28 protein-coding genes, 1 tRNA gene and 1 pseudogene are annotated in these 22,945 nt (G+C 41.3%); 13 read left to right on the forward strand and 17 right to left on the reverse strand.

The features are described from left to right. Positions 1–485: 485 nt before the first annotated feature. A complete protein-coding gene (locus DQN58_RS02080) occupies positions 486–884 on the forward strand; it encodes a pyrimidine dimer DNA glycosylase/endonuclease V (protein WP_006719848.1) in 399 nt (132 codons plus the stop codon). A gap of 54 nt (positions 885–938) precedes the next feature. Here the strand turns inward: DQN58_RS02080 and DQN58_RS02085 are convergent, their stop codons facing one another. From DQN58_RS02085 to rpe, 8 genes are all read right to left on the reverse strand, one after another. After that, complete coding sequence (locus DQN58_RS02085) at positions 939–1,796, reverse strand: cysteine ABC transporter substrate-binding protein (protein WP_006719851.1); 858 nt, start codon at positions 1,794–1,796, stop codon at positions 939–941. Beyond that, positions 1,780–2,544 (reverse strand): amino acid ABC transporter ATP-binding protein, encoded by a 765-nt coding sequence (locus tag DQN58_RS02090; RefSeq protein ID WP_006719853.1) that lies wholly within the window; start codon positions 2,542–2,544, stop codon positions 1,780–1,782. Before DQN58_RS02090 ends, DQN58_RS02085 begins: the two co-directional genes overlap by 17 nt. A gap of 18 nt (positions 2,545–2,562) precedes the next feature. Further along, positions 2,563–3,231, reverse strand: coding sequence for an amino acid ABC transporter permease (locus DQN58_RS02095; RefSeq protein ID WP_006719854.1), 669 nt, complete (start codon positions 3,229–3,231; stop codon positions 2,563–2,565). After that, positions 3,221–3,880: an amino acid ABC transporter permease gene (locus DQN58_RS02100; protein ID WP_006719856.1), complete on the reverse strand. Its 660-nt coding sequence runs from the start codon at positions 3,878–3,880 to the stop codon at positions 3,221–3,223. Before DQN58_RS02100 ends, DQN58_RS02095 begins: the two co-directional genes overlap by 11 nt. Before the next feature lie 173 nt (positions 3,881–4,053). Further along, positions 4,054–4,239 (reverse strand): hypothetical protein, encoded by a 186-nt coding sequence (locus DQN58_RS09850; RefSeq protein ID WP_006719858.1) that lies wholly within the window; start codon positions 4,237–4,239, stop codon positions 4,054–4,056. A 235-nt stretch (positions 4,240–4,474) separates the two neighbouring features. Further along, complete coding sequence (gene trpS, locus DQN58_RS02105) at positions 4,475–5,479, reverse strand: tryptophan--tRNA ligase (protein ID WP_006719860.1); 1,005 nt, start codon at positions 5,477–5,479, stop codon at positions 4,475–4,477. Positions 5,480–5,600: 121 nt separating this feature from the next. Continuing rightward, on the reverse strand, positions 5,601–6,275 hold the full coding sequence (locus DQN58_RS02110; RefSeq protein WP_006719862.1) for a phosphoglycolate phosphatase: 675 nt from the start codon (positions 6,273–6,275) through the stop codon (positions 5,601–5,603). A 2-nt stretch (positions 6,276–6,277) separates the two neighbouring features. Continuing rightward, positions 6,278–6,952, reverse strand: a complete 675-nt coding sequence (gene rpe, locus DQN58_RS02115) for a ribulose-phosphate 3-epimerase (protein ID WP_006719863.1) — start codon at positions 6,950–6,952, stop codon at positions 6,278–6,280. Between the two features lie 154 nt (positions 6,953–7,106). Between rpe and ftsB the strand changes: the two genes are divergently transcribed. From ftsB to DQN58_RS02160, 11 genes and pseudogenes are all read left to right on the forward strand, one after another. Beyond that, positions 7,107–7,385 carry a cell division protein FtsB gene (ftsB, locus tag DQN58_RS02120; protein ID WP_032998222.1) on the forward strand — a complete coding sequence of 93 codons (279 nt, stop codon included), beginning with the start codon at positions 7,107–7,109 and terminating at the stop codon, positions 7,383–7,385. Next, positions 7,385–8,080, forward strand: coding sequence for a 2-C-methyl-D-erythritol 4-phosphate cytidylyltransferase (gene ispD / locus DQN58_RS02125; protein ID WP_006719867.1), 696 nt, complete (start codon positions 7,385–7,387; stop codon positions 8,078–8,080). Before ftsB ends, ispD begins: the two co-directional genes overlap by 1 nt. Beyond that, positions 8,077–8,556 carry a 2-C-methyl-D-erythritol 2,4-cyclodiphosphate synthase gene (ispF, locus tag DQN58_RS02130; protein ID WP_005702371.1) on the forward strand — a complete coding sequence of 160 codons (480 nt, stop codon included), beginning with the start codon at positions 8,077–8,079 and terminating at the stop codon, positions 8,554–8,556. Before ispD ends, ispF begins: the two co-directional genes overlap by 4 nt. After that, positions 8,553–9,563 carry a tRNA pseudouridine(13) synthase TruD gene (gene truD / locus DQN58_RS02135; protein ID WP_006719872.1) on the forward strand — a complete coding sequence of 337 codons (1,011 nt, stop codon included), beginning with the start codon at positions 8,553–8,555 and terminating at the stop codon, positions 9,561–9,563. Before ispF ends, truD begins: the two co-directional genes overlap by 4 nt. A 14-nt stretch (positions 9,564–9,577) precedes the next feature. Further along, positions 9,578–10,318: a 5'/3'-nucleotidase SurE gene (gene surE, locus DQN58_RS02140; RefSeq protein ID WP_006719874.1), complete on the forward strand. Its 741-nt coding sequence runs from the start codon at positions 9,578–9,580 to the stop codon at positions 10,316–10,318. Positions 10,319–10,345: 27 nt separating this feature from the next. Then, on the forward strand, positions 10,346–10,921 hold the full coding sequence (locus DQN58_RS02145) for a YqaA family protein (protein WP_006719876.1): 576 nt from the start codon (positions 10,346–10,348) through the stop codon (positions 10,919–10,921). A 13-nt stretch (positions 10,922–10,934) separates the two neighbouring features. Then, a complete protein-coding gene (locus tag DQN58_RS02150; protein ID WP_006719878.1) occupies positions 10,935–11,123 on the forward strand; it encodes a lipoprotein in 189 nt (62 codons plus the stop codon). 11 nt (positions 11,124–11,134) lie between these two features. Further along, positions 11,135–12,319, forward strand: coding sequence for a murein hydrolase activator NlpD (gene nlpD, locus DQN58_RS02155; protein WP_006719880.1), 1,185 nt, complete (start codon positions 11,135–11,137; stop codon positions 12,317–12,319). A gap of 145 nt (positions 12,320–12,464) precedes the next feature. Continuing rightward, positions 12,465–12,559, forward strand: a tRNA-Sec gene (locus tag DQN58_RS09855). A gap of 147 nt (positions 12,560–12,706) precedes the next feature. Beyond that, a pseudogene (locus DQN58_RS10000) lies at positions 12,707–12,793 on the forward strand (hypothetical protein); the annotation flags it as partial. 35 nt (positions 12,794–12,828) lie between these two features. Beyond that, entirely contained in the window at positions 12,829–13,107 is a 279-nt protein-coding gene (locus DQN58_RS02160; protein ID WP_155811792.1) for a hypothetical protein, read from the forward strand. A 229-nt stretch (positions 13,108–13,336) separates the two neighbouring features. Here DQN58_RS02160 and DQN58_RS02165 read toward each other — a convergent pair whose 3' ends face one another. Both DQN58_RS02165 and DQN58_RS02170 read right to left on the reverse strand, forming a co-directional pair. Next, a complete protein-coding gene (locus DQN58_RS02165; protein WP_006719884.1) occupies positions 13,337–13,546 on the reverse strand; it encodes a YnbE family lipoprotein in 210 nt (69 codons plus the stop codon). After that, on the reverse strand, positions 13,543–16,269 hold the full coding sequence (locus DQN58_RS02170) for a YdbH family protein (RefSeq protein ID WP_032998044.1): 2,727 nt from the start codon (positions 16,267–16,269) through the stop codon (positions 13,543–13,545). The genes DQN58_RS02165 and DQN58_RS02170 overlap by 4 nt, the downstream gene beginning before the upstream one ends. Positions 16,270–16,520: 251 nt before the next feature. Between DQN58_RS02170 and deoC the strand changes: the two genes are divergently transcribed. Then, on the forward strand, positions 16,521–17,192 hold the full coding sequence (gene deoC, locus DQN58_RS02175; RefSeq protein WP_006719887.1) for a deoxyribose-phosphate aldolase: 672 nt from the start codon (positions 16,521–16,523) through the stop codon (positions 17,190–17,192). An 86-nt stretch (positions 17,193–17,278) separates the two neighbouring features. Here the strand turns inward: deoC and DQN58_RS02180 are convergent, their stop codons facing one another. Genes DQN58_RS02180 through atpE form a run of 7 tightly spaced genes read right to left on the reverse strand, consistent with a single transcriptional unit; the run spans position 17,279 to position 22,914 of the window. Continuing rightward, positions 17,279–17,707: a F0F1 ATP synthase subunit epsilon gene (locus DQN58_RS02180; RefSeq protein WP_006719889.1), complete on the reverse strand. Its 429-nt coding sequence runs from the start codon at positions 17,705–17,707 to the stop codon at positions 17,279–17,281. Between the two features lie 41 nt (positions 17,708–17,748). Further along, positions 17,749–19,122 carry a F0F1 ATP synthase subunit beta gene (atpD, locus tag DQN58_RS02185; RefSeq protein ID WP_006719891.1) on the reverse strand — a complete coding sequence of 458 codons (1,374 nt, stop codon included), beginning with the start codon at positions 19,120–19,122 and terminating at the stop codon, positions 17,749–17,751. Between the two features lie 16 nt (positions 19,123–19,138). Beyond that, positions 19,139–20,008, reverse strand: coding sequence for a F0F1 ATP synthase subunit gamma (gene atpG, locus DQN58_RS02190; RefSeq protein ID WP_006719893.1), 870 nt, complete (start codon positions 20,006–20,008; stop codon positions 19,139–19,141). A 15-nt stretch (positions 20,009–20,023) separates the two neighbouring features. Next, the gene (atpA, locus tag DQN58_RS02195; RefSeq protein ID WP_006719895.1) at positions 20,024–21,565 is read right to left on the reverse strand and encodes a F0F1 ATP synthase subunit alpha; all 1,542 of its coding nucleotides are present in this window, start codon (positions 21,563–21,565) and stop codon (positions 20,024–20,026) included. A 12-nt stretch (positions 21,566–21,577) separates the two neighbouring features. After that, a complete protein-coding gene (atpH, locus tag DQN58_RS02200; protein WP_032998046.1) occupies positions 21,578–22,126 on the reverse strand; it encodes a F0F1 ATP synthase subunit delta in 549 nt (182 codons plus the stop codon). A 13-nt stretch (positions 22,127–22,139) separates the two neighbouring features. Further along, positions 22,140–22,610 carry a F0F1 ATP synthase subunit B gene (gene atpF / locus DQN58_RS02205; RefSeq protein ID WP_006719898.1) on the reverse strand — a complete coding sequence of 157 codons (471 nt, stop codon included), beginning with the start codon at positions 22,608–22,610 and terminating at the stop codon, positions 22,140–22,142. A 49-nt stretch (positions 22,611–22,659) separates the two neighbouring features. Then, on the reverse strand, positions 22,660–22,914 hold the full coding sequence (gene atpE, locus DQN58_RS02210) for a F0F1 ATP synthase subunit C (RefSeq protein ID WP_005702422.1): 255 nt from the start codon (positions 22,912–22,914) through the stop codon (positions 22,660–22,662). Between the last annotated feature and the right edge of the window lie 31 nt (positions 22,915–22,945).

Raw genomic sequence — 22,945 nt, forward strand, 5'->3', positions numbered from 1 at the left:
TTGAATGGAGAGATTGGTAAAATTCCTACAAAATTTAACCGCTTGCAAACCCTTTTGAATTGCTAAGTTATGAGTTTACTTGTTTTATTTCTTACAATAAAGGTAGGATAACAAACTTAACAATAATGGGCATAAAAAATAAATATAAACCGATGAGGTTTGGAACACGCCATCATAATTGGTGCCTTGTAGCGCATTCAAATCAAATAAATATTTCCCGAATACTCCAACTTTCGCCATCCATAGCAACATCGCAAAGTATCTTCTTTATTCACTTTAAATTATGAATATTGCTCTTGTGGACCATAATAAGTTGTTAAGGTTAGGTCATACTGTTTATTTTGAATAGATCAATACTTTATTAAAATGCTCAGATAAATATCTTTTCTGAAATGCTTGAATATTTATTCTTTTAAAGAGATAAGTAAATCATAAACAAATACCTTTACGCCCCTTACTATGTTCCTTTTTATTTGGTATGACTTATGACTCGAATTAATCTTGTTCCACCTGAGGAGCTTTGTGATCAGCATCTTTTAGCTGAACATCGTGAATTAACCCGCATTCCTAATGCCGTGGCGAAAGGTAAATTTCATTTGAAAGGACAGCCTACGGAATATAAATTAGGTGAAGGGCATGTGCGTTTTTTCTTTAATAAATTGGCGTTTTTAAAGAAACGGTATGATGCATTGCATGCGGAATGTAAGGCGCGAGGCTTTAACGTACAATATATTTGGAATGAAATGTTACCTGATGATCCAAGTTTATGGTTGGACTATGAAGCCACAGAGGCGGCGTTACAGATTAATCGGGAACGTATTCAGGAAAGAATGCCATTAAAGGCGAGATTTACACCACATCTTCCAAAGAGTGGTCAAAAATAAAGGAGTTTTCACTTCCCCTGTGGGGAAATTACAGGGGAAGTGAATGGGGTTAAATTATTTATATTCAACTACGATATCACTTTCGTTTACGGTATCACCATAAACTGGCAATAAAGTTTTTTCGTAAGCTTGTTTTAAACGACCATCTTTGCCTAAGGTTTGGATTTCGTTATTTAACCAATTTAACAATTCAGGTGCATCTTTGCGAACAGCTGGTGCAATAACATCTTGATCACCAAAGTTTTTTACGCCCACAGTATAACCTGGATTTTGTTTTGCCCAAGCGAATAAGAAGGTATTGTCGTTAGATAAGGCATCACCACGGCCATCACGTAAGGCTTCAAAGGTTTCTGTATTTTGTTCGAATTTCAATAACTTCACATCTGGATAGTTTTTGGTAAAGAAAATATCAGCCGTGGTGCCTTTATCTACAATTAAAGTTTTGCCTTTTAATTGTTCAAGATCAGTAATGACTGAGCCATCTTTTGAAACAACACCGAGTGCCACTTTCATATATGGATTAGCAAAATCTACCACTTCTTTACGAGCTGGTGTCACAGTAAAGTTAGCTAAGATAATATCAACTTTCTTAGAAAGTAAGTATTCAGCACGGTTTGCGGCATCCACTAAAACAAACTCTACTTTGTTTTCGTCACCTAATAAGTCTTTACCGATCGCTTTACCAATTTCGACATCAAAGCCTTGGCTTTTACCTTGCGCATCCACATAACCAAATGGTGGTTTATCGCTAAATACACCAATGCGCACTTTGCCGTCTTTTTGTATTTGCTCAAGGCTTGAGATTGTTTTTGCTCCGTCTTTAGCGGGTTCTTTATCATTACACGCGGTTAAGCCAAATGCTAAGGTGGCAGTGGCTAAAAGTGCGGTCAATGTTTTAAATGTTTTCTTCATAGTTTGTCCCTCTCGGTTCATAATTTAAGATATTTAAGAATGTTTTCGCACGATCCGTGGTTGGATTCGTGAAGAAATCTTCCGGTTTTGCCTGTTCAATGATTTGCCCTTTATCCATAAACACAATGCGGTTAGCTACTTGACGGGCGAAGTTCATTTCATGGGTAACGATGAGCATCGTCATACCATCTTTAGCGAGACCTAAAATCACATCAAGTACTTCGCGTACCATTTCAGGGTCAAGGGCAGCAGTGACTTCATCGAACAGAATAATTTCAGGGTTCATGCAAAGTGAACGCACAATAGCAATTCGCTGTTTTTGCCCACCTGATAATTCACGCGGATAGGCATTTTTTCGGTCATATAGACCTACACGTTTAAGTAACTCATCGGCTTGTTTTTCAGCTTCTGCGCGATCGCGTTTTTGTACTTTTAAAGGGCCGAGTAAAATATTGTCAATTACTGATAAATGAGCGAAGAGTTCATAACTTTGGAATACCATCCCAATGCGTTGACGTGCTTTGACCCAAGGAATGTCTTTACCTAACTCTCCAGCATTTTGCAGCAAAATCTGACCGCTCTTTATTTCTTCTAATCCATTTAGGCAGCGTAAAAAAGTACTTTTACCACAACCCGATGGACCTAAAATAACGACAACTTTGCCTTTCTCTATAGAAAGATTGATGCCTTTGAGTGCTTCTACATCACCGTAATTTTTGACGAGGTTTTTAATTTCTAATAACGCCATGTGTTTTCCTAATAAAAATTAACTTTCCCAACGGGTTTCTAAATAACGGGAAAATAAGGATAGCGGGTAACAAATCACAAAATATAAACCGAAAATGACACCGTAAATCCAAAGCGCCGCCGATTGATTACTAAATAATGAATGCTCAATAATTTGTTGACCGACTTTAATTACTTCAACCACACCAATTAACATCGCCAAAGAGCTGGTTTTTACCATACGAGTAAAGAGGTTAATAGCACTTGGTGTCACACGCTTTAAACTTTGCGGAAGTAAAATATACACAAAGGTTTGAAACGGCGTTAAGCCTAAAGCGTAGGCTGATTCCACTTGATGTTTTTCAATGGAAGTTAATGCACCACGCACTAAATCCCCCATTTCTGCTGTTCCCCAGAAAATAAACACCAAAATACATACAGAAATGCCATCTAAGTGAATATCAAACCATTTTGCTAAACCGAAATAAGCGAGAAAAAGTAATACTAATAATGGAATGATGCGTACAAATTCTAAATAAAAGCTGCAAATGGCTTTGATAATTGGGTTTCTGTTCGTCATGATTACGCCAAAAATCACGCCTAAAATACAGGCGAAGAAGACAGAAATGAACGCAATTTCAGCCGTCACGCATAAACCGTTAAGCAAGCGTTCAATGTTGCTACCTTGGAATAATAACTCAAGCCCCATATTTTGCTCTCCGAGTCCGGCGTTCTAAATAACTGATAAACAGAGACATCGGTAATAGAATGATCAAATAAAACACCACTAATAAAAATAAGGCCTCATTGGTTTTGTAATCGAGCCCGATGACTTCTTTCGCTACAAACATCAGTTCGGCTACAGCAACGGCACTGATCACTGAGGTTTCTTTCATTAAGAACAAGCAATTTGCGCCGATTGCAGGTGTCGCAATCGCAAAGGCCTGTGGGAAAATCACATAGCGAAAAGCTTGAAAAGGGGTTAGACCAATACTTAAGGCTGATTCAATTTGCCCTTTTGATACCGCTTCCAGACCTCCACGAATAGCTTCTGCCATATAGCTTCCACCTAAAAATGCCAGGCCGATAATGCCGCAAGTAAACCCATCTAATTTCAGACCAATTTTAGAAAGCCCAAAATAGAGAAAAAATACTTGAATTAATAAAGGCGTATTGCGAGAAAGCTCGATATAGCCTTTTACTAGCCAAGTTAATGATTTGACTTTGTAGGTGGTAATCACCGCACAAATCACACCAATTACCAGCGACAATAAAATCCCCCAAAAGGCGAGATGAAGTGTCATCAGCATGGCATGAACAAAACGTGGTGTGGCACTTAAAATATAATCCCAATTCATTTTTCATGATTTAATCGTTTGCGTGGCAATATAGTAAAAAATTTTGAATCGGTGAGAAAAGAATGGAAAGTTATTACCTATAATGAAATGTAATAAGCAGAGGGTTTTAAATAAAATAAATGGTGGTTAGGAATGAAAAAACGGGGCTTTATTCAGCCCCGTCGTTGTTTATTTTAATCACGTTTCGCAATAAGTGCGGTTGGTTCTTCGTCTGTTTTTGGTTCATCTTGTATTTCAGCAGGTTTATCTTGAATAGACATGGCTGATTTTAAACTGTCTTGACGAATTTTTTTCCGCTGCTGCTTTGTCGCCAACACATAAGACGCCTCCGATGGCGCAAGCGTCCACGCTTGTGACAATTTTCCTAAGAATTAATCAATGAACAAACGCCTTACAAAATCCTCTTACGTTGGAAATATCGTCGTATCCGGTGATGGCGTAATTACATCCTAAAATTCTCTATTTTTTTATCACGATGAAAAAGTGCGGTCAAAATTTACAGTGGATTTTCACCGCACTTTTTGTTTGCCTTTAGCTTTTCCCTTGAAATAAAAAAGCGGCTTTAACGCCGCTTTTGTTTTTGTGTGGAATGACTTACTTCGCGCCAATAAACCCAATGGCGTCATACACTTTCGCTAACGTTTCTTGTGCACGTGCTTTGGCTTTTTCCGCACCGTCTTTAGCAATTTGGAGGAGTAATTCCTCGTTATTGCGGAAATGATGGTAGCGTTCTTGCAACGTAGTCAACATGGCAGAAACTTCGTCAGCAACAGCACCTTTCAAGTGACCATACATTTTGCCTTCAAATTCCAGCTCAAGTTCTGCAATGGTTTTGCCGCTCACGCCGGAGAGAATATCGAGCAGATTGGACACGCCCGCTTTATTTTTCACGTCATAACGAATCACCGGCGGCTCATCGGAGTCGGTTACCGCGCGTTTGATTTTCTTCGCAACCGCTTTCGGGTCTTCTAATAAGCCGATAACGTTGTTGCGGTTTTCGTCCGATTTAGACATTTTCTTTTCAGGCTCCAACAAGGACATCACGCGTGCGCCTGCTTTCGGGATAAACACTTCCGGCACGGCAAAGTGCGGTCCGTATAACGCATTAAAACGTTGCGCGATGTCGCGGGTGATTTCCAAATGTTGTTTTTGATCTTCGCCTACCGGCACTTGGTTGGCTTGGTAAAGCAAAATGTCTGCCGCCATTAAGACCGGATAAGTGAACAAGCCGACGTTGATATTTTCCGCATAACGGGCGGATTTATCTTTAAATTGGGTCATGCGACTCATTTCGCCGAAATACGTGTAACAATTTAATACCCAAGCCAACTGTGCGTGTTCCGGCACATGAGATTGAATGAAAATCGTGGATTTTGCCGGGTCGATGCCACAGGCTAAATATAACGCCAATACGTCCAAAGTGGCTTTGCGTAATGCTGCCGGGTCTTGACGCACGGTGATGGCATGTTGATCCACAATACAGAACAAGCATTCGTAGTCATCCTGCATTTTCACCCACTGACGCAACGCACCGAGGTAGTTACCGATAGTCAATTCACCTGATGGCTGTACGCCGCTGAACACAATAGGTTTGCTCATTTTTACATCCTTAATTTTTAAATCTTATTATTGATAGCGCAAGCATCCACGCTTGTGCTGTAGCCAAAATTAAATAAAGGCACAAACGTGGGCGTTTGCGCTATCCATTCAGAAGAATCAATCAAACAAGCGTCAATAACGCCGCGAAATCCTCAAACACCCAATCCGGATGGGATTCAGAGATTGGAATGTTGTAGTTGTAACCGTAAGTCAACCCCACCACCGGGCAGCCGGCATTATGGGCAGCAATAATATCATTGCGGGAATCGCCGACAAACAGCACTTGTTTCGGGTATAAGCCGAATTTACCGCATAAATAGAATAGCGGGCCCGGGTGCGGTTTGATGGCCGGTAAAGATTGTCCGCCCAACACTTCATCAAATAACTCTTCAATGCCGAAAGCCTTTAACACAGGGCGGGTATGTTGGGTCGGTTTGTTGGTAACCACAGCCAAACGGTAACCTTTGGCTTTAAGTTTCTGCAAGGTGTCTTTTACGTGAGGGAATAAACGGCTGCGATTGCAGATATTTTCGCCGTAAAAGATATTAAAACGCTCTTTTAATGTGGCAATTTGGCCTTCCGTCAAGGTTTTGCCCGATTGTGCCGTTGCCCATTCTAACGCGCGGGCAATTAAAATCTGCGCGCCGTTGCCAATCCAAGTGAGCACCAACGCTTCAGGCGCTTGTGGTAAATCGAATTCTGCTAATGCTGAGTTCACAGATAGCGCCAAATCAGGCAGACTGTCCACCAAGGTGCCATCTAAATCGAAACCGATTAATTTAAACTGTCCTGTCATGCTTATTTTCCTACTGCGGCTAACTGTTGACGCATTTCATCAATGACTTTTTTGTAGTCCGGCTGATCGAAAATCGCCGAACCGGCAACAAACATATCCGCACCGGCGCGGGCAATTTCTGCAATATTGCTCGCTTTCACGCCGCCATCGACTTCCAAACGAATATCTAATCCGCTCTCATCAATGCGTTTTCTCGCCTGTTTCAGTTTTTCTAAGGTTGCCGGAATGAAAGATTGTCCGCCAAAGCCCGGATTCACCGACATCAATAAAATAATATCCACTTTGTCCATCACATAATCTAAATAACTTAACGGCGTTGCCGGGTTAAATACTAAACCGGATTTACAACCGTTATCGCGGATAAGTTGCAAAGTGCGGTCGATATGTTCAGAGGATTCCGGGTGGAAGGTAATGTAGCTGGCACCGGCTTTAGCGAAATCCGGGATAATGCGATCCACCGGTTTCACCATCAAATGCACGTCAATCGGCGCAGTAATACCATAATCGCGTAAGGCTTTGCACACGGCAGGACCGAAAGTTAAGTTCGGGACATAATGGTTATCCATCACATCAAAATGAACGACATCACCACCGCACTTTAAGACATTTTCCACATCTTCACCCAAACGCGCTAAGTCAGCAGAAAGAATGGAAGGAGCAATTAAATAGGGTTTCATGGGCACCTCACAGGCTATTAAAAATTACCTTATCTTACTACGATACACCTCAATTTTTAAGAAATTATTCGGCGCCGGGCGGGCAATATCGCATTTTGGTACAATTCAAGGTAAACTAAGCGCAATTTTTTTCGATTCGATTTACCGGTTTTTTATGCGCTTATTTCTCTCTTTATTATTTGCGGTTTTAGTGCTGTTCCAATACGATTTTTGGTTCGGCAAAAACGGCTATTGGGATTATAAAAACACCACCAAAGAAATCGCCGTCCATCAACAGGAAAATGAAAAACTTTCCCAACGAAATCAAATCATTGCTGCAGAAATTAAAGACTTAAAAGAAGGGGTGGATGCCATTGAAGAGCGCGCCCGTTTACAGCATGAAATGGTGAAACCAAACGAAACTTTCTATCACATCGTCAAAGAACACAAATAATGACCTCAAATCGCAAGATTATCGCCGTTGTGCCGGCGGCCGGCATTGGCAGTCGGATGCAGGCGGACAAACCGAAACAATACCTTCCTATTCACGGACACCCCATTTTGCAGCACACCTTAAACGTGTTGCTTTCTTATCCACACATCAGCCAAATCGTGTTGGCAGTGGCTGCCGACGATCCTTACATTGCTCAACTTAACCTGACACAAAACCCGAAAATTACGTTAGTCGAAGGTGGAGAAACCCGTGCTGATTCGGTGTTAAACGGATTAAAAGCGATACAAAATGCCGGCACGGATGTTTGGGTAATGGTGCATGATGCGGCACGTCCTTGTTTAACCCACGGCGATTTGGATAAATTGCTTGAAATTAATGATGACAATGGCGCGATTTTGGCGATTCCGGCGACGGATACCATCAAGCGTGCCCTACCTTCACAACAAATTGCCCACACTGAAGATCGCAGCCAACTTTGGCTAGCGCAAACGCCACAATTTTTCCGCGCAGAGTTATTACGAAATGCGTTAATCCACGCCCAACGACAACAGCTTGCCGTGACTGATGAAGCCTCTGCCATGGAACTCGCGGGATTTCAACCGCACTTAGTGGCAGGACGTAGCGATAATATTAAAGTCACCCGCCCGGAAGATTTGGCGCTGGCAGAATTTTATTTAATGAGGAAGACAACATGATACGAATCGGCCATGGTTTTGACGTTCACGCTTTCGGCACCGACAACCCGCTCATTATCGGCGGCGTCACCATTCCCTTTGACAAAGGCTTTATCGCTCATTCCGACGGCGATGTGGCGCTCCATGCGCTAACCGATGCCTTACTCGGCGCAGTCGCCTTGGGTGACATCGGCAAATTATTTCCCGACACTGACATGCAATACAAAGGCGCAGACAGCCGCGTGTTATTGCGCGAGGCGTACCGTCAAGTACAGGAAAAAGGCTATGTCGTAGGCAACGTGGATGTCACCATCATCGCCCAAGCGCCAAAAATGCGTCCACACATTGATGCCATGCGCGCCCTGATCGCACAGGATTTGTCTGTCGACATCGAACAAGTCAACGTCAAAGCCACCACCTCAGAAAAGCTTGGCTTTACCGGTCGCGGTGAAGGCATTGCCTGCGAAGCAGTGGCATTGTTGGTACGCAAATCATGATGGATTTAGCCTATTTGCAAAAAACACCGCCAAAACAGACCGCACTTTTAAAAGCGGAATATGCGGATTTTGTGGTGAAAGAACAGCTCGGCTACGACATGAGTGGCGATGGTGAATTTGTTGCCGTGAAAGTGCGCAAAACCGATTGCAACACCTTGTTTGTAGGCGAGCAACTGGCAAAATTCGCCGGCATTTCTGCGCGCAACATGAGCTACGCCGGTTTGAAAGATCGCAAAGCCGTTACCGAGCAATGGTTCAGTCTGCAAATGCCCGGACAACCGACACCGGATTTCAATCAATTTTCTCTCGAAGGGGTAGAAATTCTCGACGTCACCCGCCACCAACGCAAAATTCGTATCGGCAGCTTACAAGGCAATCATTTTGAGATTTTGCTCCGCAACACTGAAGAAACCGACGAACTCAAAGTGCGGTTAGATTTTCTGGCAAAAAACGGCTTCCCAAATTATTTCACCGAACAACGTTTTGGCCGTGATGGCAATAACTTAGCGCAGGCGTTACGCTGGGCAAACGGCGAAATTAACGTCAAAGATCGCAATAAGCGTAGCTTCTATCTTTCTGCTGCGCGTAGCGAAATTTTTAATTTAATCGTGTCCAAACGGATGGAATTAGACTTGGCACAGCAGATTTTGGTCGGCGATGTTTTACAACTGAACGGTTCGCACAGCTGGTTTGTGGTGAACGAGTCGGAAGATTTGGCGCAGCTGCAACAGCGTTTGGCACAACAAGATGTTTTACTCACAGCGCCACTTATCGGCGAAGAAGAGAAAAGTGCGGTCGATTTTGAACATGAAATTTTCGCACAACATCAGGCGTTATTCGCGTTAATGCGCCAAGAACGTATGAAAGCGGCACGCCGCCCAATATTAATGCAGCCACAGCAATTCCAATGGCAATTTGAACCAAACGGCTTGCGCCTTCAATTTGACTTACCGGCGGGCAGTTATGCCACTGCGCTCATTCGCGAATTGGTCAATGTCGAAAATTAAAACACAGGAAGAATATGAATATTTTATTGAGTAACGACGACGGCATTCACGCGCCGGGCATTCGCGCCATGGCAGATGCCTTGCGCAAGATCGCCAACGTCACCATCGTCGCACCTGACAGCAACCGCAGTGCCGCCTCAAGTTCGTTAACCTTAGTGAAACCATTACAACCGTTACATTTAGAAAGTGGCGATTATTGCGTTAACGGTACGCCCGCCGATTGCGTGCACATTGCGCTCAACGGTTTTCTTTCCGGGCGCATCGATTTAGTGGTATCCGGCATTAACGCCGGCGCAAACTTGGGGGACGATGTATTGTATTCCGGTACCGTGGCCGCCGCCTTTGAAGGGCGCCACCTTGGCTTGCCGTCTATTGCGGTGTCTCTTGACGGCCGTCAACATTTTGAAACGGCAGCCCGTGTGGTATGTGAACTCGTCCCTAAATTACATTCTCAATTATTGGGCAAACACGAAATTCTTAATATTAATGTGCCGGATGTGCCTTATGAAGAGCTCAAAGGCATTAAAGTCTGCCATTTGGGTTACCGTTCTTCTTCCGCCGAAGTCATTAAACAAAAAAGCCCGCGTGGCGAAGATATTTATTGGATCGGGCTGAGCGGATTGCCGGAATATGAGGGCGAAGGTACAGATTTTCATGCGGTAAAAAACGGCTATGTCTCCATCACGCCAATTCAAGTGGACATGACGGCGCACCACTCAATGAAGGCTTTACAACATTGGTTAGAAAGTGAATAATTTCACCCTTCAAGATAAGGAAACGAAATGAATTTGTTTGGCACAATGTACGATAAAACCATGGCTTGGTCGAAACACCGTTTCGCCCCATTTTGGTTATCGTTTGTCAGTTTTATCGAAGCAATTTTCTTCCCCATTCCGCCGGATGTCATGCTTATCCCAATGTCCATGTCAAAACCGCAAAGTGCGGTCAAATTTGCCTTATTTACGGCGATTGCTTCCGTGTTGGGTGGCATCATCGGTTATGCATTGGGTTATTATGCGTTTGATTTTGTAGAACATTACATCAACCAATGGGGCTATCAAGCACATTGGCAAACCGCTATTCAATGGTTTGAAAAATGGGGTATTTTAGTGGTGTTTGTGGCAGGTTTCTCACCAATTCCTTACAAAGTTTTCACCATCTGTGCCGGCGTGATGCAAATGGCATTTTTACCCTTTGTCATCACCGCGTTTATTTCTCGTGCGGCAAGGTTCTTATTGGTCGCTAAATTAGCGGCTTGGGGTGGCGAAAAATTTGCAGCAAAACTGCGCAAATCCATTGAAGTCATCGGTTGGTCGGTGGTGATTTTAGCCGTTGTCGCTTATTTTATTTTACGTTAATCAAGGTTATAAAATGAAAAAATCAATTTTATTATTGTCTATGGTATTAACTCTCGCAGCCTGTTCTTCTGATGATGCTCGCAAAGACGAAAATTCACTTCCGCCGGGCATTATGCAACCGGTAGAAGGCACCGGTGCTATCGCAGGCGGTAGTTGGATGCCGGAAATTCAACAACAACGTATGCCAACAAATATGCAATAAGGAATACCTCTATGAAAAAATCCTTTTTACTTTTACCAATTACCCTTGCTGTTCTTACAGCTTGTAGCTCAGATTCTCCAGCCCCGGTAGAAAGTGCCGACGGCACATTATCACCGGGCATGATGCAGCCGGTTGACAACCCATCTATGGGCGGTAATGCCACTTGGGAACCACAAATTCAACAAAGTAGCGTACCCAACAGCATGAACACGCCAATGCCTCAAGCGCCGGCACAATCTGCGCCACAGCCGAATTTCCAACCAACTTATCAACCTCAACCGGTACAAAAACCACAAGCGGCGCCGGCAGTGCAAAATAAACCACAACAAACCTCGCAGGATTTCACGATTCCGCGCAATCCAACCACCAACGCACCGGATTACAGCCAAATTAACAAAGGCTTCTACAAAGGTAACACCTACACCGTGCGCAAAGGCGATACCATGTTCCTTATCGCGTATATTTCCGGTTTAGATGTAAAAGAATTAGCGGCTTTAAATAATATGAAGGAACCTTACAATTTAAGCGTAGGGCAAACCTTGAAAGTGTCTAACGGACGTACTCAAAGCGTGGCACAACCTGCTGTTGCGCCTCAACCACAAGCGCCAGTTCAACAACCGGTGAGCACTGAGCCAACCGTTACTTACACGCCGGGTGCAAATGGCACACAATATGGTTCTGATGGCACTATCACCGGCCCGGTAAAAGCCACCGCAGGCGGTTTACCGCCGGTAAATAGCGCACCGGTAAATCAACCAGTACAAGTTCAAAACCAACCTGTGGTAAGCCAACCAATCCCACAAGACAATGCACCGGTCGCCTCCACCATTGCTTGGCGCTGGCCAACAAGTGGTAATGTCGTTCAAGGTTTTTCTAGCTCCGATGGTGGCAATAAAGGGATTGATATTGGCGGCTCTCGTGGTCAAGCCGTTAACGCAGCAGCAGGTGGCCGTGTCGTTTACGCCGGCAATGCACTCCGCGGTTACGGAAATCTTATCATCATCAAACATAACGATGATTTCCTTAGTGCCTATGCCCACAACGACAGCATCTTAGTGAAAGATCAGCAAGAAGTGAAAGCCGGCCAACAAATCGCCAAAATGGGTAACACCGGCACCAACGATGTAAAACTTCACTTTGAAATTCGCTACAAAGGCAAATCTGTGGATCCAACACGTTATTTACCACGTCGTTAATTTCAACTTATAAAACTAAAAGTGCGGTCAGAAATTTAATCATTTTTCTGACCGCACTTTTTATTTAATCAATTCAGGCTATTATTTTGCGACTCAACTTGAATCGCCCCGACTTTTGCGCTAAAGTTCGCACCAATTTCGAAAAGGAAGATCGTCGTTTCCGGTGAAGCGGCAGGACTTCAAATCCTGTTGAGGCTGCCAGCAGTCTCGGGTAGGTTCAACTCCTACGATCTTCCGCCAATCCATGTAATCCCGCATAAATCCACATAAACAACCCACCAACCCAATATCTAAAAAGCTTTATTGTAAATCTACATAAGCTACTAGTAATCGTTTTTTAGTTACTATCATCCTCACACCAAGAAGAGGGATAAATTAGGCTTAGGAAGCTATCCTGAATTTTCCCTTGCTGATGTGCGCGCCAAGCGTGAAGAATATTGGCGCTTATTGGCATTAATGCCTTCAAGCCATTAGAGCATGTGGGGAAATTAGAGACCATCAGGAAAATATTGAACAACGTAAATCATGTTATGTGTTTCGCCTTGCACCGTGGATTAATTACCAGCAACAACTTAGCCGAAATTCAACGGGAATTTGATAAACTGCGCGTAAAAGGCATGAATACCATAGCGCCTGACGAGTTGGCGGAATTTTTAGCAAATTTTTATCAAGCAAGAGATGACGGTAGATTTTCTCTGTTGTCGTTTTATACCGTGATGTTGGAAGATAATTTTCACATTTCTAACCCTCCTCATCTTTTGGTTAAATTGCTTTTTTATAATTCCTGAAAACTTCTTTTTTATAGCGTTCAGAAACCTCCCGATTACCGCCATTTTTTATAGGCACTTTAGATTTTAGTTATATGGAATAAAAATCAAATTATGCAGTTCTAGCAATAACAGTAATTAACAATTCAGATGAACCTAGCCCAATAAACTAAAATAAAAAGCCTTTAAAACAAAAGTTTTAAAGTCTTTTTATTTCTTATAATATGGAGCGAACTTATGCGGAATTTCCTTATTTCACCGAAGACTTTACGCTAGTACCTGTTGCCGCTTGTGTTTTTTCATCCATTTTGACACTGATATTGTGATCTACTACCACATTCATGTTGATAGTGATACCTTCTTTAGGCGTATCCAGCTGAATCGTTGGGGTACAAGCTACAAGCACAAAACAAAGCAATAAGCAAAAAAAGTGCGGTGATTTTTTCAGGTGTTTTTTCATTTTTCTAACTGCCGATAAAGTCGATGTTGTAATTTTTGTTCAAATTGCGAGCCGTAGTCTATCATGTCCCACAACTCAAACATATTTTCTCTATGCATATAATTTAAAGTTATTGGATGATGGCTTTGCTTAGTAGGATTAAACCCATTGATAGTCGCACGTAATGTCATTTGCCCATTCGGCGCTAAATCAATGGAAGCCTGAGAACCGTTTAATTCCAATTCTTTAAGTAAATCCACCAAAATACCTTCTGTCCAACCACCTTTTTTTAAGCCATCCACAACACTCTCATTCACTTTAAGGTGTAATTTACCCACTTGCTCTAATGTACCATTACAAATCAAACACGTTTTATGTCCCAACCAAAAAGGAAATGTTGCATTTGCCCGTCCGTTTAAACTCAACTGATTATACTGCGCCATTTCTAGCACTTGTGCTAAGTCAATATTTTTAAAGGAAAGCAATGCCATTTGTCGCTGAGGAAAATTCAACTTATCTACTGTTAATTCTCCATCAAACAAACCTATTTTTACCTTACTTAAAGTTAACGGATGATGCTCTGAATAAGGATAAGTGCCGAATATATCAAACGTTCCATTATGTGTTGTCAGCGCCCCTATTCTCATATTTTTAACAGAAAAGTTAATCGGGTGGTTTGATTTAAGCTGTAATTTAAGGTTTTGATAATTCAAAGGAAAAGAAATATTAAGTCCCTCAATTTCACCATCCGGCATGGTGATTTTACCATGGTGTAAATTTAATATACCGGTCATGGCAATACCGCCACCATTAATAACAAAATCACTTTCGCCTTTAATGCTGCCTTGGTGGATAATCCATTCCCATTGTTGCGGAAACAAGGATTGGAAAACTTTCGCAGATTGTTCCTTCCAACTAATTTTTCCGCTAAGCACATTATTTTCATATGTTGCAAGCAAATCTAGCGGACCAAGTGAACCCGCTTTTAAATCCCCTGCAGCACTAAAGTGATCGATGCTTTTTCCATCAATCCCTAAACCAAAAACCGGTTTTTCAAACCGTCCACCATAGGCAAATTCAATCCAGTCGGTTTTTGCTTGCATCAATCCTCGAATGTGTTGTTTTTCGTAATTCCAACGTAAACGATCTTTCAGCTCTAAAGAAAGAGGTGCCATTTTGACGCCATCAATACTCACTTTTCCAGAATGCGCAAAAAGTTGGTTAAGCTCAATATGATCCCCCTCCCAAAAACCAATACCTTTCATATTTACCGGCGTCTTTAAAGATTTCCACAGCGCATCACCTTCAATTGTCCAATCCCAACGATTTGCTGCCTGCAATTCAGCTACACGAAGTTTTTGTCGTTCATCACGTAATTCAAAAATTGTTTTAATACCGGCAATAAACTCATGTGCCAGCCCATCTAATTTCAAATCCAATTGTTCAAATTGCGGTGTAAAGCCCTGTAATGTTGCTTGTAATCGACCTTCTAAACCATAACGTCCAACTAAAACATCATCTAAAGGCACTCTCACATGAATTTTTGAGTCAGGTTGTAAATTATCCATTTTAAAAATAGAGCCGGGATAAAAACGTAATAAAGGTAAATCAAGGTCACCACCAATGTGATATTTCAAGTTAGTTTGCGCCACAGTATTGTTATAACGTAAATCCCCTCGAGTCGTCAGATCAAAGAAAAACGCATTCTTCTTTTCACCGCCACCAATCTCACCATTTTTACCTGAAATAACAATTTCCCCTTTGCCTTGTTCACCAAAGGTTTGCAATATAACGTTTAAATCTAAGCCTAAAGGTAACCAACCTTCTTGTGGCTTACGAGCAGCCAAACCCAAGAAGCCTTTTATCGGCTGATACCCATCAAACGTCCAATAAAAAGTCCCCCAAGAAATATCCAATCCCTTCTCCGTAAAAGTAAAAGGAATATCAAGCAAGGGCGCGTTTCGGGTCAAATCTTGGGCTGTTATTTTCCCCTCATCCCCATTCCAAACAAATTGAAGATGTCCTTTTTCTACCGTCCATTGCGAATTCTGCCAATCCAGAATAATGTCTCCCTGTGAAGGTGGCTGCCATAATTCATCATTAAGTTGCAATGTGAAATTTAAATGATAGTTCTCTGTGGTAGAGGGTTGAAAATCCGTTTGTCCATGCCATTGAAAGGAGGAATATTGACGAACAAGAGTAGAATGATGTTCTAATATCAGTCCCTCATCCGTTCTCGCATTTGTATGAAGCTTCAGTTGTTCAGCATCATAATGCGCGGTTACTGACATATCAGAAGAAATCAATTGATGTAACATTGGCTGTTGTATTTCATCCAGCCCTTTAATGCGTAAATGTTCAATAACCAATTCACTATCAGGAATAATGTCAAAAAGTGCGGTCAATTTTGACGGTGTTTTTGACTCTTCACTCACTGGCAAATGCTCAAAACAAGCATAATCCACTACCGCATTTTCCACCTCAAGACGAGGCGGCCACCAATTCAAACGAACATTTTGTAACGTAGTAAGTGTGCATTCTGAGGTAGCCAACTGTAATTCAGAAAGTTGTAGTTCACTACTTTGCATCAACCATTGATCTGAAAGCTGTAAACGGTATTCAGGCAATAAAAAATGGTTAGCCATTTGTTCTACCTGTTTGGGCGTCAACCACCATGGCAGAGAGCACACCCCAACCACTAACACAAATAAAACAAACAAGGCATATCGCCACCATTTTTTCATTACAATCTCATATAACATTTTAATAGCCACGCAGGCAAAACCACTGTTCTCGACACATTCTAACGGAATATTGCAGTGAAAAACACGGTAAAAACCTACCGCACTTTCTCTCTCTCTTCTTAACATCCATAATAAAAAGCACAAAGATTATTCTCACTTACGGCAAAACCTTAGAAACGTTAAATGGATCACGTTCATTAAATTTATTTTAGTTATAATTATTTGATTATTTTTCTAAGGAGGAAATACAAATGGAATCAAAACAAATTGCACATTATATTGATCATACCGCACTAACCGCGGAAAAAACCGAAGCAGATATTTTGAAACTTTGTGATGAGGCTATTGCCCACCAATTCTTTTCTGTATGCATTAATTCTGGTTACATTCCTTTAGCAAAACAAAAATTAGCACATTCCAATGTAAAAATCTGTACCGTTGTAGGATTTCCGCTGGGTGCCAATTTAACTTCAGTAAAAGCGTTTGAAACAGAACAGGCCATTGCTGCCGGCGCAAATGAAATTGATATGGTAATTAACGTTGGCTGGATTAAATCGGGAAAATGGCAAGCGGTACAAGAAGATATTCAAGGTGTTCTTAATGCCTGTCATGGCGTACCACTAAAAGTAATTCTGGAAACTTGCTTGCTTACCAAAGAAGAAATTGTCCGTGCTTGTGAAATTTGTAAAGCATTGCAAGTGGCTTTTGTTAAAACCTCTACTGGCTTCAACAAAGGTGGAGCTACCGTAGAAGATGTTACACTAATGAAACAAACTGTAGGCAATATTGGTGTTAAAGCCTCCGGCGGTATTCGTGATACACAAACAGCATTAGCCATGATAAATGCCGGCGCAACTCGTATTGGGGCCAGTGCGGGTATTGCTATCGTAAACGGATTAAAAGATACAGACACTGGTTATTAAGTAAAAATAAAAAATCTGCATTCTAAATAACAAAGTAATTCGATTCTAGAATGCAGATTTAATACAGGTTTTAAAGTGCGGTGAAATTAGCGTTTAGATTTCACTAACTTCTCAGTAAGTTCGTAAGCACGAAGTTTTGCCAATTCTTTAGAAAGTTTAGACATTAACAATTCGTAATCAGCATCATGGTGATGTTGATGAATGTTTTCTTCCGCACGTTTCTTAGCAGCAAGAATACGCTCGCTATCAAGCTCTTGACCACGAATTGCGACATCCGCAAGAACAGTCACAATCGTTGGTTGAACTTCTAAAAAGCCGCCGGAAACATAGATAACTTCTTCGTTATCATTTTCTAAAGTAAATTTAACAATACCTGGCTTGATTGCTGTCAATAAAGGGGTATGCCCCGGTAAAACACCGAGCTCACCCTCAATACCTGTTGCTTGAACACTTTTCACGTTGCCGGAAAAGATTTTTTGTTCTGCACTTACGACTGTTAAATTAAATGTTGCCATGTTTTTCTCCTTCAAGTTTGATATGCATCAGCTTGAAGTGATTACATATTTTTGGCTTTTTCTAGCGCTTCGTCAATTGAACCAACCATGTAGAACGCTTGTTCCGGAACATGATCATATTCGCCGTTTAAAATACCTTTAAAGCCACGAATGGTTTCTTTTAACGGAACGTATTTACCTGGTGTGCCGTTAAATACTTCAGCAACGAAGAACGGTTGTGATAAGAAACGTTCGATCTTACGCGCACGCGCTACAACCAATTTATCTTCTTCAGATAATTCATCCATACCAAGAATTGCAATAATGTCTTTCAATTCTTTATAACGTTGTAAGATACCTTGTACGCCACGAGCAACATCATAATGCTCTTGACCAACAACTAATGGGTCTAATTGACGAGATGTAGAATCTAATGGGTCAACCGCAGGATAAATACCTAAAGACGCAATTTGACGGCTCAATACAACGGTTGAGTCCAAGTGCGCGAAGGTTGTTGCCGGAGATGGGTCAGTCAAGTCATCCGCAGGCACATAAACTGCTTGTACAGACGTGATAGAACCTGTTTTGGTTGAAGTAATACGTTCTTGTAACACACCCATTTCTTCAGCTAAGGTTGGTTGGTAACCTACTGCGGATGGCATACGACCTAATAACGCAGATACTTCCGTACCAGCAAGGGTATAACGATAGATATTATCCACGAAGAATAATACATCACGACCTTCATCACGGAATTTTTCCGCCATGGTTAAACCGGTTAACGCAACACGTAAACGGTTACCCGGTGGCTCATTCATTTGACCGTAAACCAAAGATACTTTATCCAATACGTTGGAATCTTTCATTTCGTGGTAGAAGTCGTTACCTTCACGGGTACGCTCACCTACACCTGCGAATACAGAATAACCGGAGTGTTCAATCGCAATATTACGAATTAATTCCATCATATTTACGGTTTTACCTACACCTGCACCACCGAATAAACCAACTTTACCCCCTTTTGCAAACGGGCAAATTAAGTCGATAACTTTAATACCGGTTTCTAATAATTCGGTACTGTTTGATTGTTCTTCGTAGCTTGGTGCAGAACGGTGAATAGACCAACGTTCTTCTTCGCCAATCGGACCTTGTTCATCAATTGGGTCACCCAACACATTCATAATTCGACCAAGGGTTTTTGTTCCTACCGGTACTTGAATCGGGTCATTTGTGTTTTCTACTTTCAAACCACGTTTTAAACCGTCAGAAGCACCTAATGCGATACAACGTACCACACCGCCACCTAATTGTTGTTGAACTTCAAGGGTCAAACCTGTTTCAACATTTAATGCATCATAAACTTTTGGTACTGCATCTTGTGGAAATTCGACGTCAATCACCGCACCGATGATTTGTACAATTTTACCTGTCGCCATTACCGTTCCTCTTCTATTAAATCGCAGCCGCACCGGCAACGATTTCATTTAATTCATTTGTGATACTTGCTTGACGAGCTTTGTTATACACCAACCGCAGGTCATTAATTAAATTGCCTGCGTTATCTGTTGCTGCTTTCATCGCTACCATTCGAGCCGCTTGTTCTGAAGCTAAATTATCTACAACCGCTTGATAAACTTGAGATTCTAAATAACGAACTAAAAGGCTGTCTAATAACACTTTTGGTTCAGGTTCGTAAATATAATCCCATGCCTGTTGTCTTTCGATTAAGTGATCGTTTTCCATTTCCGGTAAAGGAACTAATTGTTGTACAATCGGTTTTTGCGACATCGTATTAATGAATTTGTTGTATGCAATATAAATTGCATCAATTTCTCCATTACGATAAGCATCAAACATGGTATTTGCTACACCAATTAATTCTTCTAAAGAAGGGTTATCGCCCAAACCGGAAAGTTGGCTTTTTACCTTAAAACCAAGGGAACGGAAAAAACTAATCCCTTTAGAACCAATCAAGCCAAGCTCAGTCGTCGCATTTTGTGATTTCCAATCTTTAATTTGGTTAAGTGTGGTTTTAAACAAATTCACGTTTAAACCACCACACATTCCACGATCAGTAGAAATAACTAAAATACCAACTTTTTTTACATCCCGTTCAACTAAAAACGGGTGTTTATAACCGATACTTGCTTTAGACACATGGCTGATAACACTACGGATAGTTTCAGAATACGGACGAGATGCCGCCATACGGTCCTGCGTTTTACGCATTTTCGAGGTTGCAACCATTTCCATTGCCTTAGTAATTTTCTGCGTACTTTGTACGCTGGCAATTTTGGTTTTTATCTCTTTTGCACCTGCCATCTTATTTCTCCGTTACTACCAAGCACTATTAGCTTTGAAACTATCTAAAATACCTTTTAATGTATCTTTGATTTCATCATTATAGTTACCGGTTTTAGTAAGCTCTTGCATAAACTCGGCATAATTACGATTTGCATAATCTAGAAGTGCAGTTTCAAAACTTGCAATTTTAGATAACTCAACATCGTCTAAATAACCAAATTCAACCGCAAATAACACTACTGCTTGCTCAGCAACAGAAAGCGGAGAAAATTGTTTTTGTTTCAACAATTCGGTTACTTTTTCACCATGAGAAAGTTGTTTACGGGTTGCATCATCAAGATCTGAAGCAAACTGAGCAAATGCCGCTAATTCACGATATTGTGCAAGTGCAGTACGAATACCACCCGCAAGTTTCTTAATAACTTTAGTTTGTGCAGAACCACCTACACGAGAAACAGAAATACCCGGGTTCACCGCAGGACGAATACCTGAGTTAAACAAGTTAGATTCTAAGAAAATCTGACCATCGGTAATAGAAATCACGTTAGTAGGAACGAATGCAGAAACGTCACCCGCTTGAGTTTCAATAATTGGAAGAGCAGTTAAAGAACCGGTTTTTCCTTTTACTTCACCTTTGGTGAATTTTTCTACGTATTCTTCATTTACACGAGAAGCACGTTCAAGCAAACGTGAGTGTAAGTAGAATACGTCACCTGGATATGCCTCACGACCTGGTGGACGACGTAATAATAAGGAAATTTGACGATAAGCAACCGCTTGTTTAGAAAGATCATCATAAACGATTAATGCATCTTCACCACGATCACGGAAATATTCACCCATTGCACAGCCGGCATAAGGTGCTAAATATTGCAATGCTGCAGATTCAGATGCAGACGCAGCAACGACGATAGTGTTAGCTAGTGCGCCATGTTCTTCTAATTTACGTACTACGTTAGCAATAGTTGATGCTTTTTGACCAATCGCAACATAGATACATTTAATACCTGAGTTACGTTGGTTAATGATGGCATCAATCGCTAATGCTGTTTTACCGGTTTGACGGTCACCGATAATCAATTCACGTTGACCACGACCGATTGGTACCATGGAGTCAACCGCTTTATAACCGGTTTGTACAGGTTGATCAACGGATTTACGTTCAATTACACCTGGGGCGATAACTTCAACCGGAGAGAAACCGTCATTTTCAATTTCACCTTTACCATCAATTGGTTGACCAAGCGTGTTTACAACACGACCTAATAAACCGCGACCAACCGGTACTTCAAGAATACGGCCAGTACATTGAACTTCCATTCCTTCAGCAAGATCTGCATAAGGTCCCATTACCACAGCACCAACAGAATCTCTTTCTAAGTTTAATGCCATCGCGTAACGATTACCCGGAAGTGCAATCATCTCCCCTTGCATTACTTCGCTTAACCCATGAATACGAATAATACCATCGCTTACAGAAACGATTGTACCCGTATTACGCGCTTCACTTTCTACATTAAACTGAGCAATGCGTTTTTTTATTAATTCACTAATTTCAGTTGAATTTAGTTGCATTTTCTAATCCTCTTATAATTGCAACTCATTTGCTAAACGGGCAAGTTGTCCACGACTACTTCCGTCAATCACAAAATCTTCTGTACGAATGATAACGCCAGCAATGAGCGAGCTATCAACGTTGCAATTTAACTTAACTTTTTGGGCTAATCTTTTTTCCATTGCGGCAGCAATTTTTTCTTGTTGCATGGCGCTTAATGGTTGAGCCGATGTTACTTTAACTTCCGCAATAGCCTTATACTCTTCAACATAATGTTGAAATTCTTTAAAAACTTGCGGAAGGACAGTTAAACGCTTATTTTCAGCCATTAACCGAACTAAGTTTTGCCCATATTGATCTAATTGTTCACCACAAATTGAGATCACCGTATCTGCTAGTTTTTGAGCTGAAAAAGAACTTGTTAAGTAACTTTGCATTGCTTCGTTTTTCACTAACTCAGCAAGAAAACCTAACATTTCATTCCATTTTTCAACCGCACTTTTATCAGATCTACTTTGTTCAACGGCAAAATCAAACGCTGCTTTAGCATAAGGGCGAGCTATGGTAGTTAATTCTGACATAAGCTCAACCTTCTTATAGTTCTGCAACTAATTTATCAATAATGTCATTGTTGGCTGCTTCATCCACAGTACGCCCAACAATTTTTTCAGCACCTGCAATAGCCAAAGACGCAACTTTAATACGTAATTCTTCTTGAACACGTTTGCGCTCAGCCTCAACTTCTGCATAGCCTTGTTCAATAATTTTAGCTTTAAGTTCTTCGGCTTCTGCCTTCACTTCGTCTAAAACTTCATTGCGACGTTTATTGGCTAAATCTAAAATTTCTTGGGCTTGAATTTTTGCTTGAGAAATTTCTTTTTCAACAAGCATTTTTGTATCTGCTTGTTCTTTTTTCGCCGCTTCAGCGGAAGCTAAAGCATTCGCAATTTGGCTTTGACGTTTTTCAATTGCATTAATAATTGGTGGCCAAACAAATTTCATGCAGAACCACACGAAAATTGCGAATGCAATAAGTTGACCAATCAATGTTGCATTTAAATTCACAACGTCCTCCTTAATCTGCTTGTTTTACGTTGATAAGCAAATAAGGTGATTATTGTAATAAACCGATGAATGGGTTTGCGAAAATGAAAAGTAAAGAAATACCAACAGCAATCATCGCAATCGCATCCAATAAACCTGCAACAATAAACATTTTAGTTAATAGGCTAGATGCAAGCTCAGGTTGACGGGCAGAAGATTCTAAGAATTTACCACCTAAGATAGCAAAGCCGATAGCTGTACCTAATGCAGCAAATGCAAGAAGGATTGATGCACCGATAATTGTAGCTGTAATTACAGTTTCCATAATGTTCTCCAATAGAAGTTAAGTTTAGCCC

Origin of the sequence: Aggregatibacter segnis ATCC 33393, assembly GCF_900476035.1 — a bacterium.
Lineage (GTDB): Bacteria > Pseudomonadota > Gammaproteobacteria > Enterobacterales > Pasteurellaceae > Aggregatibacter > Aggregatibacter segnis.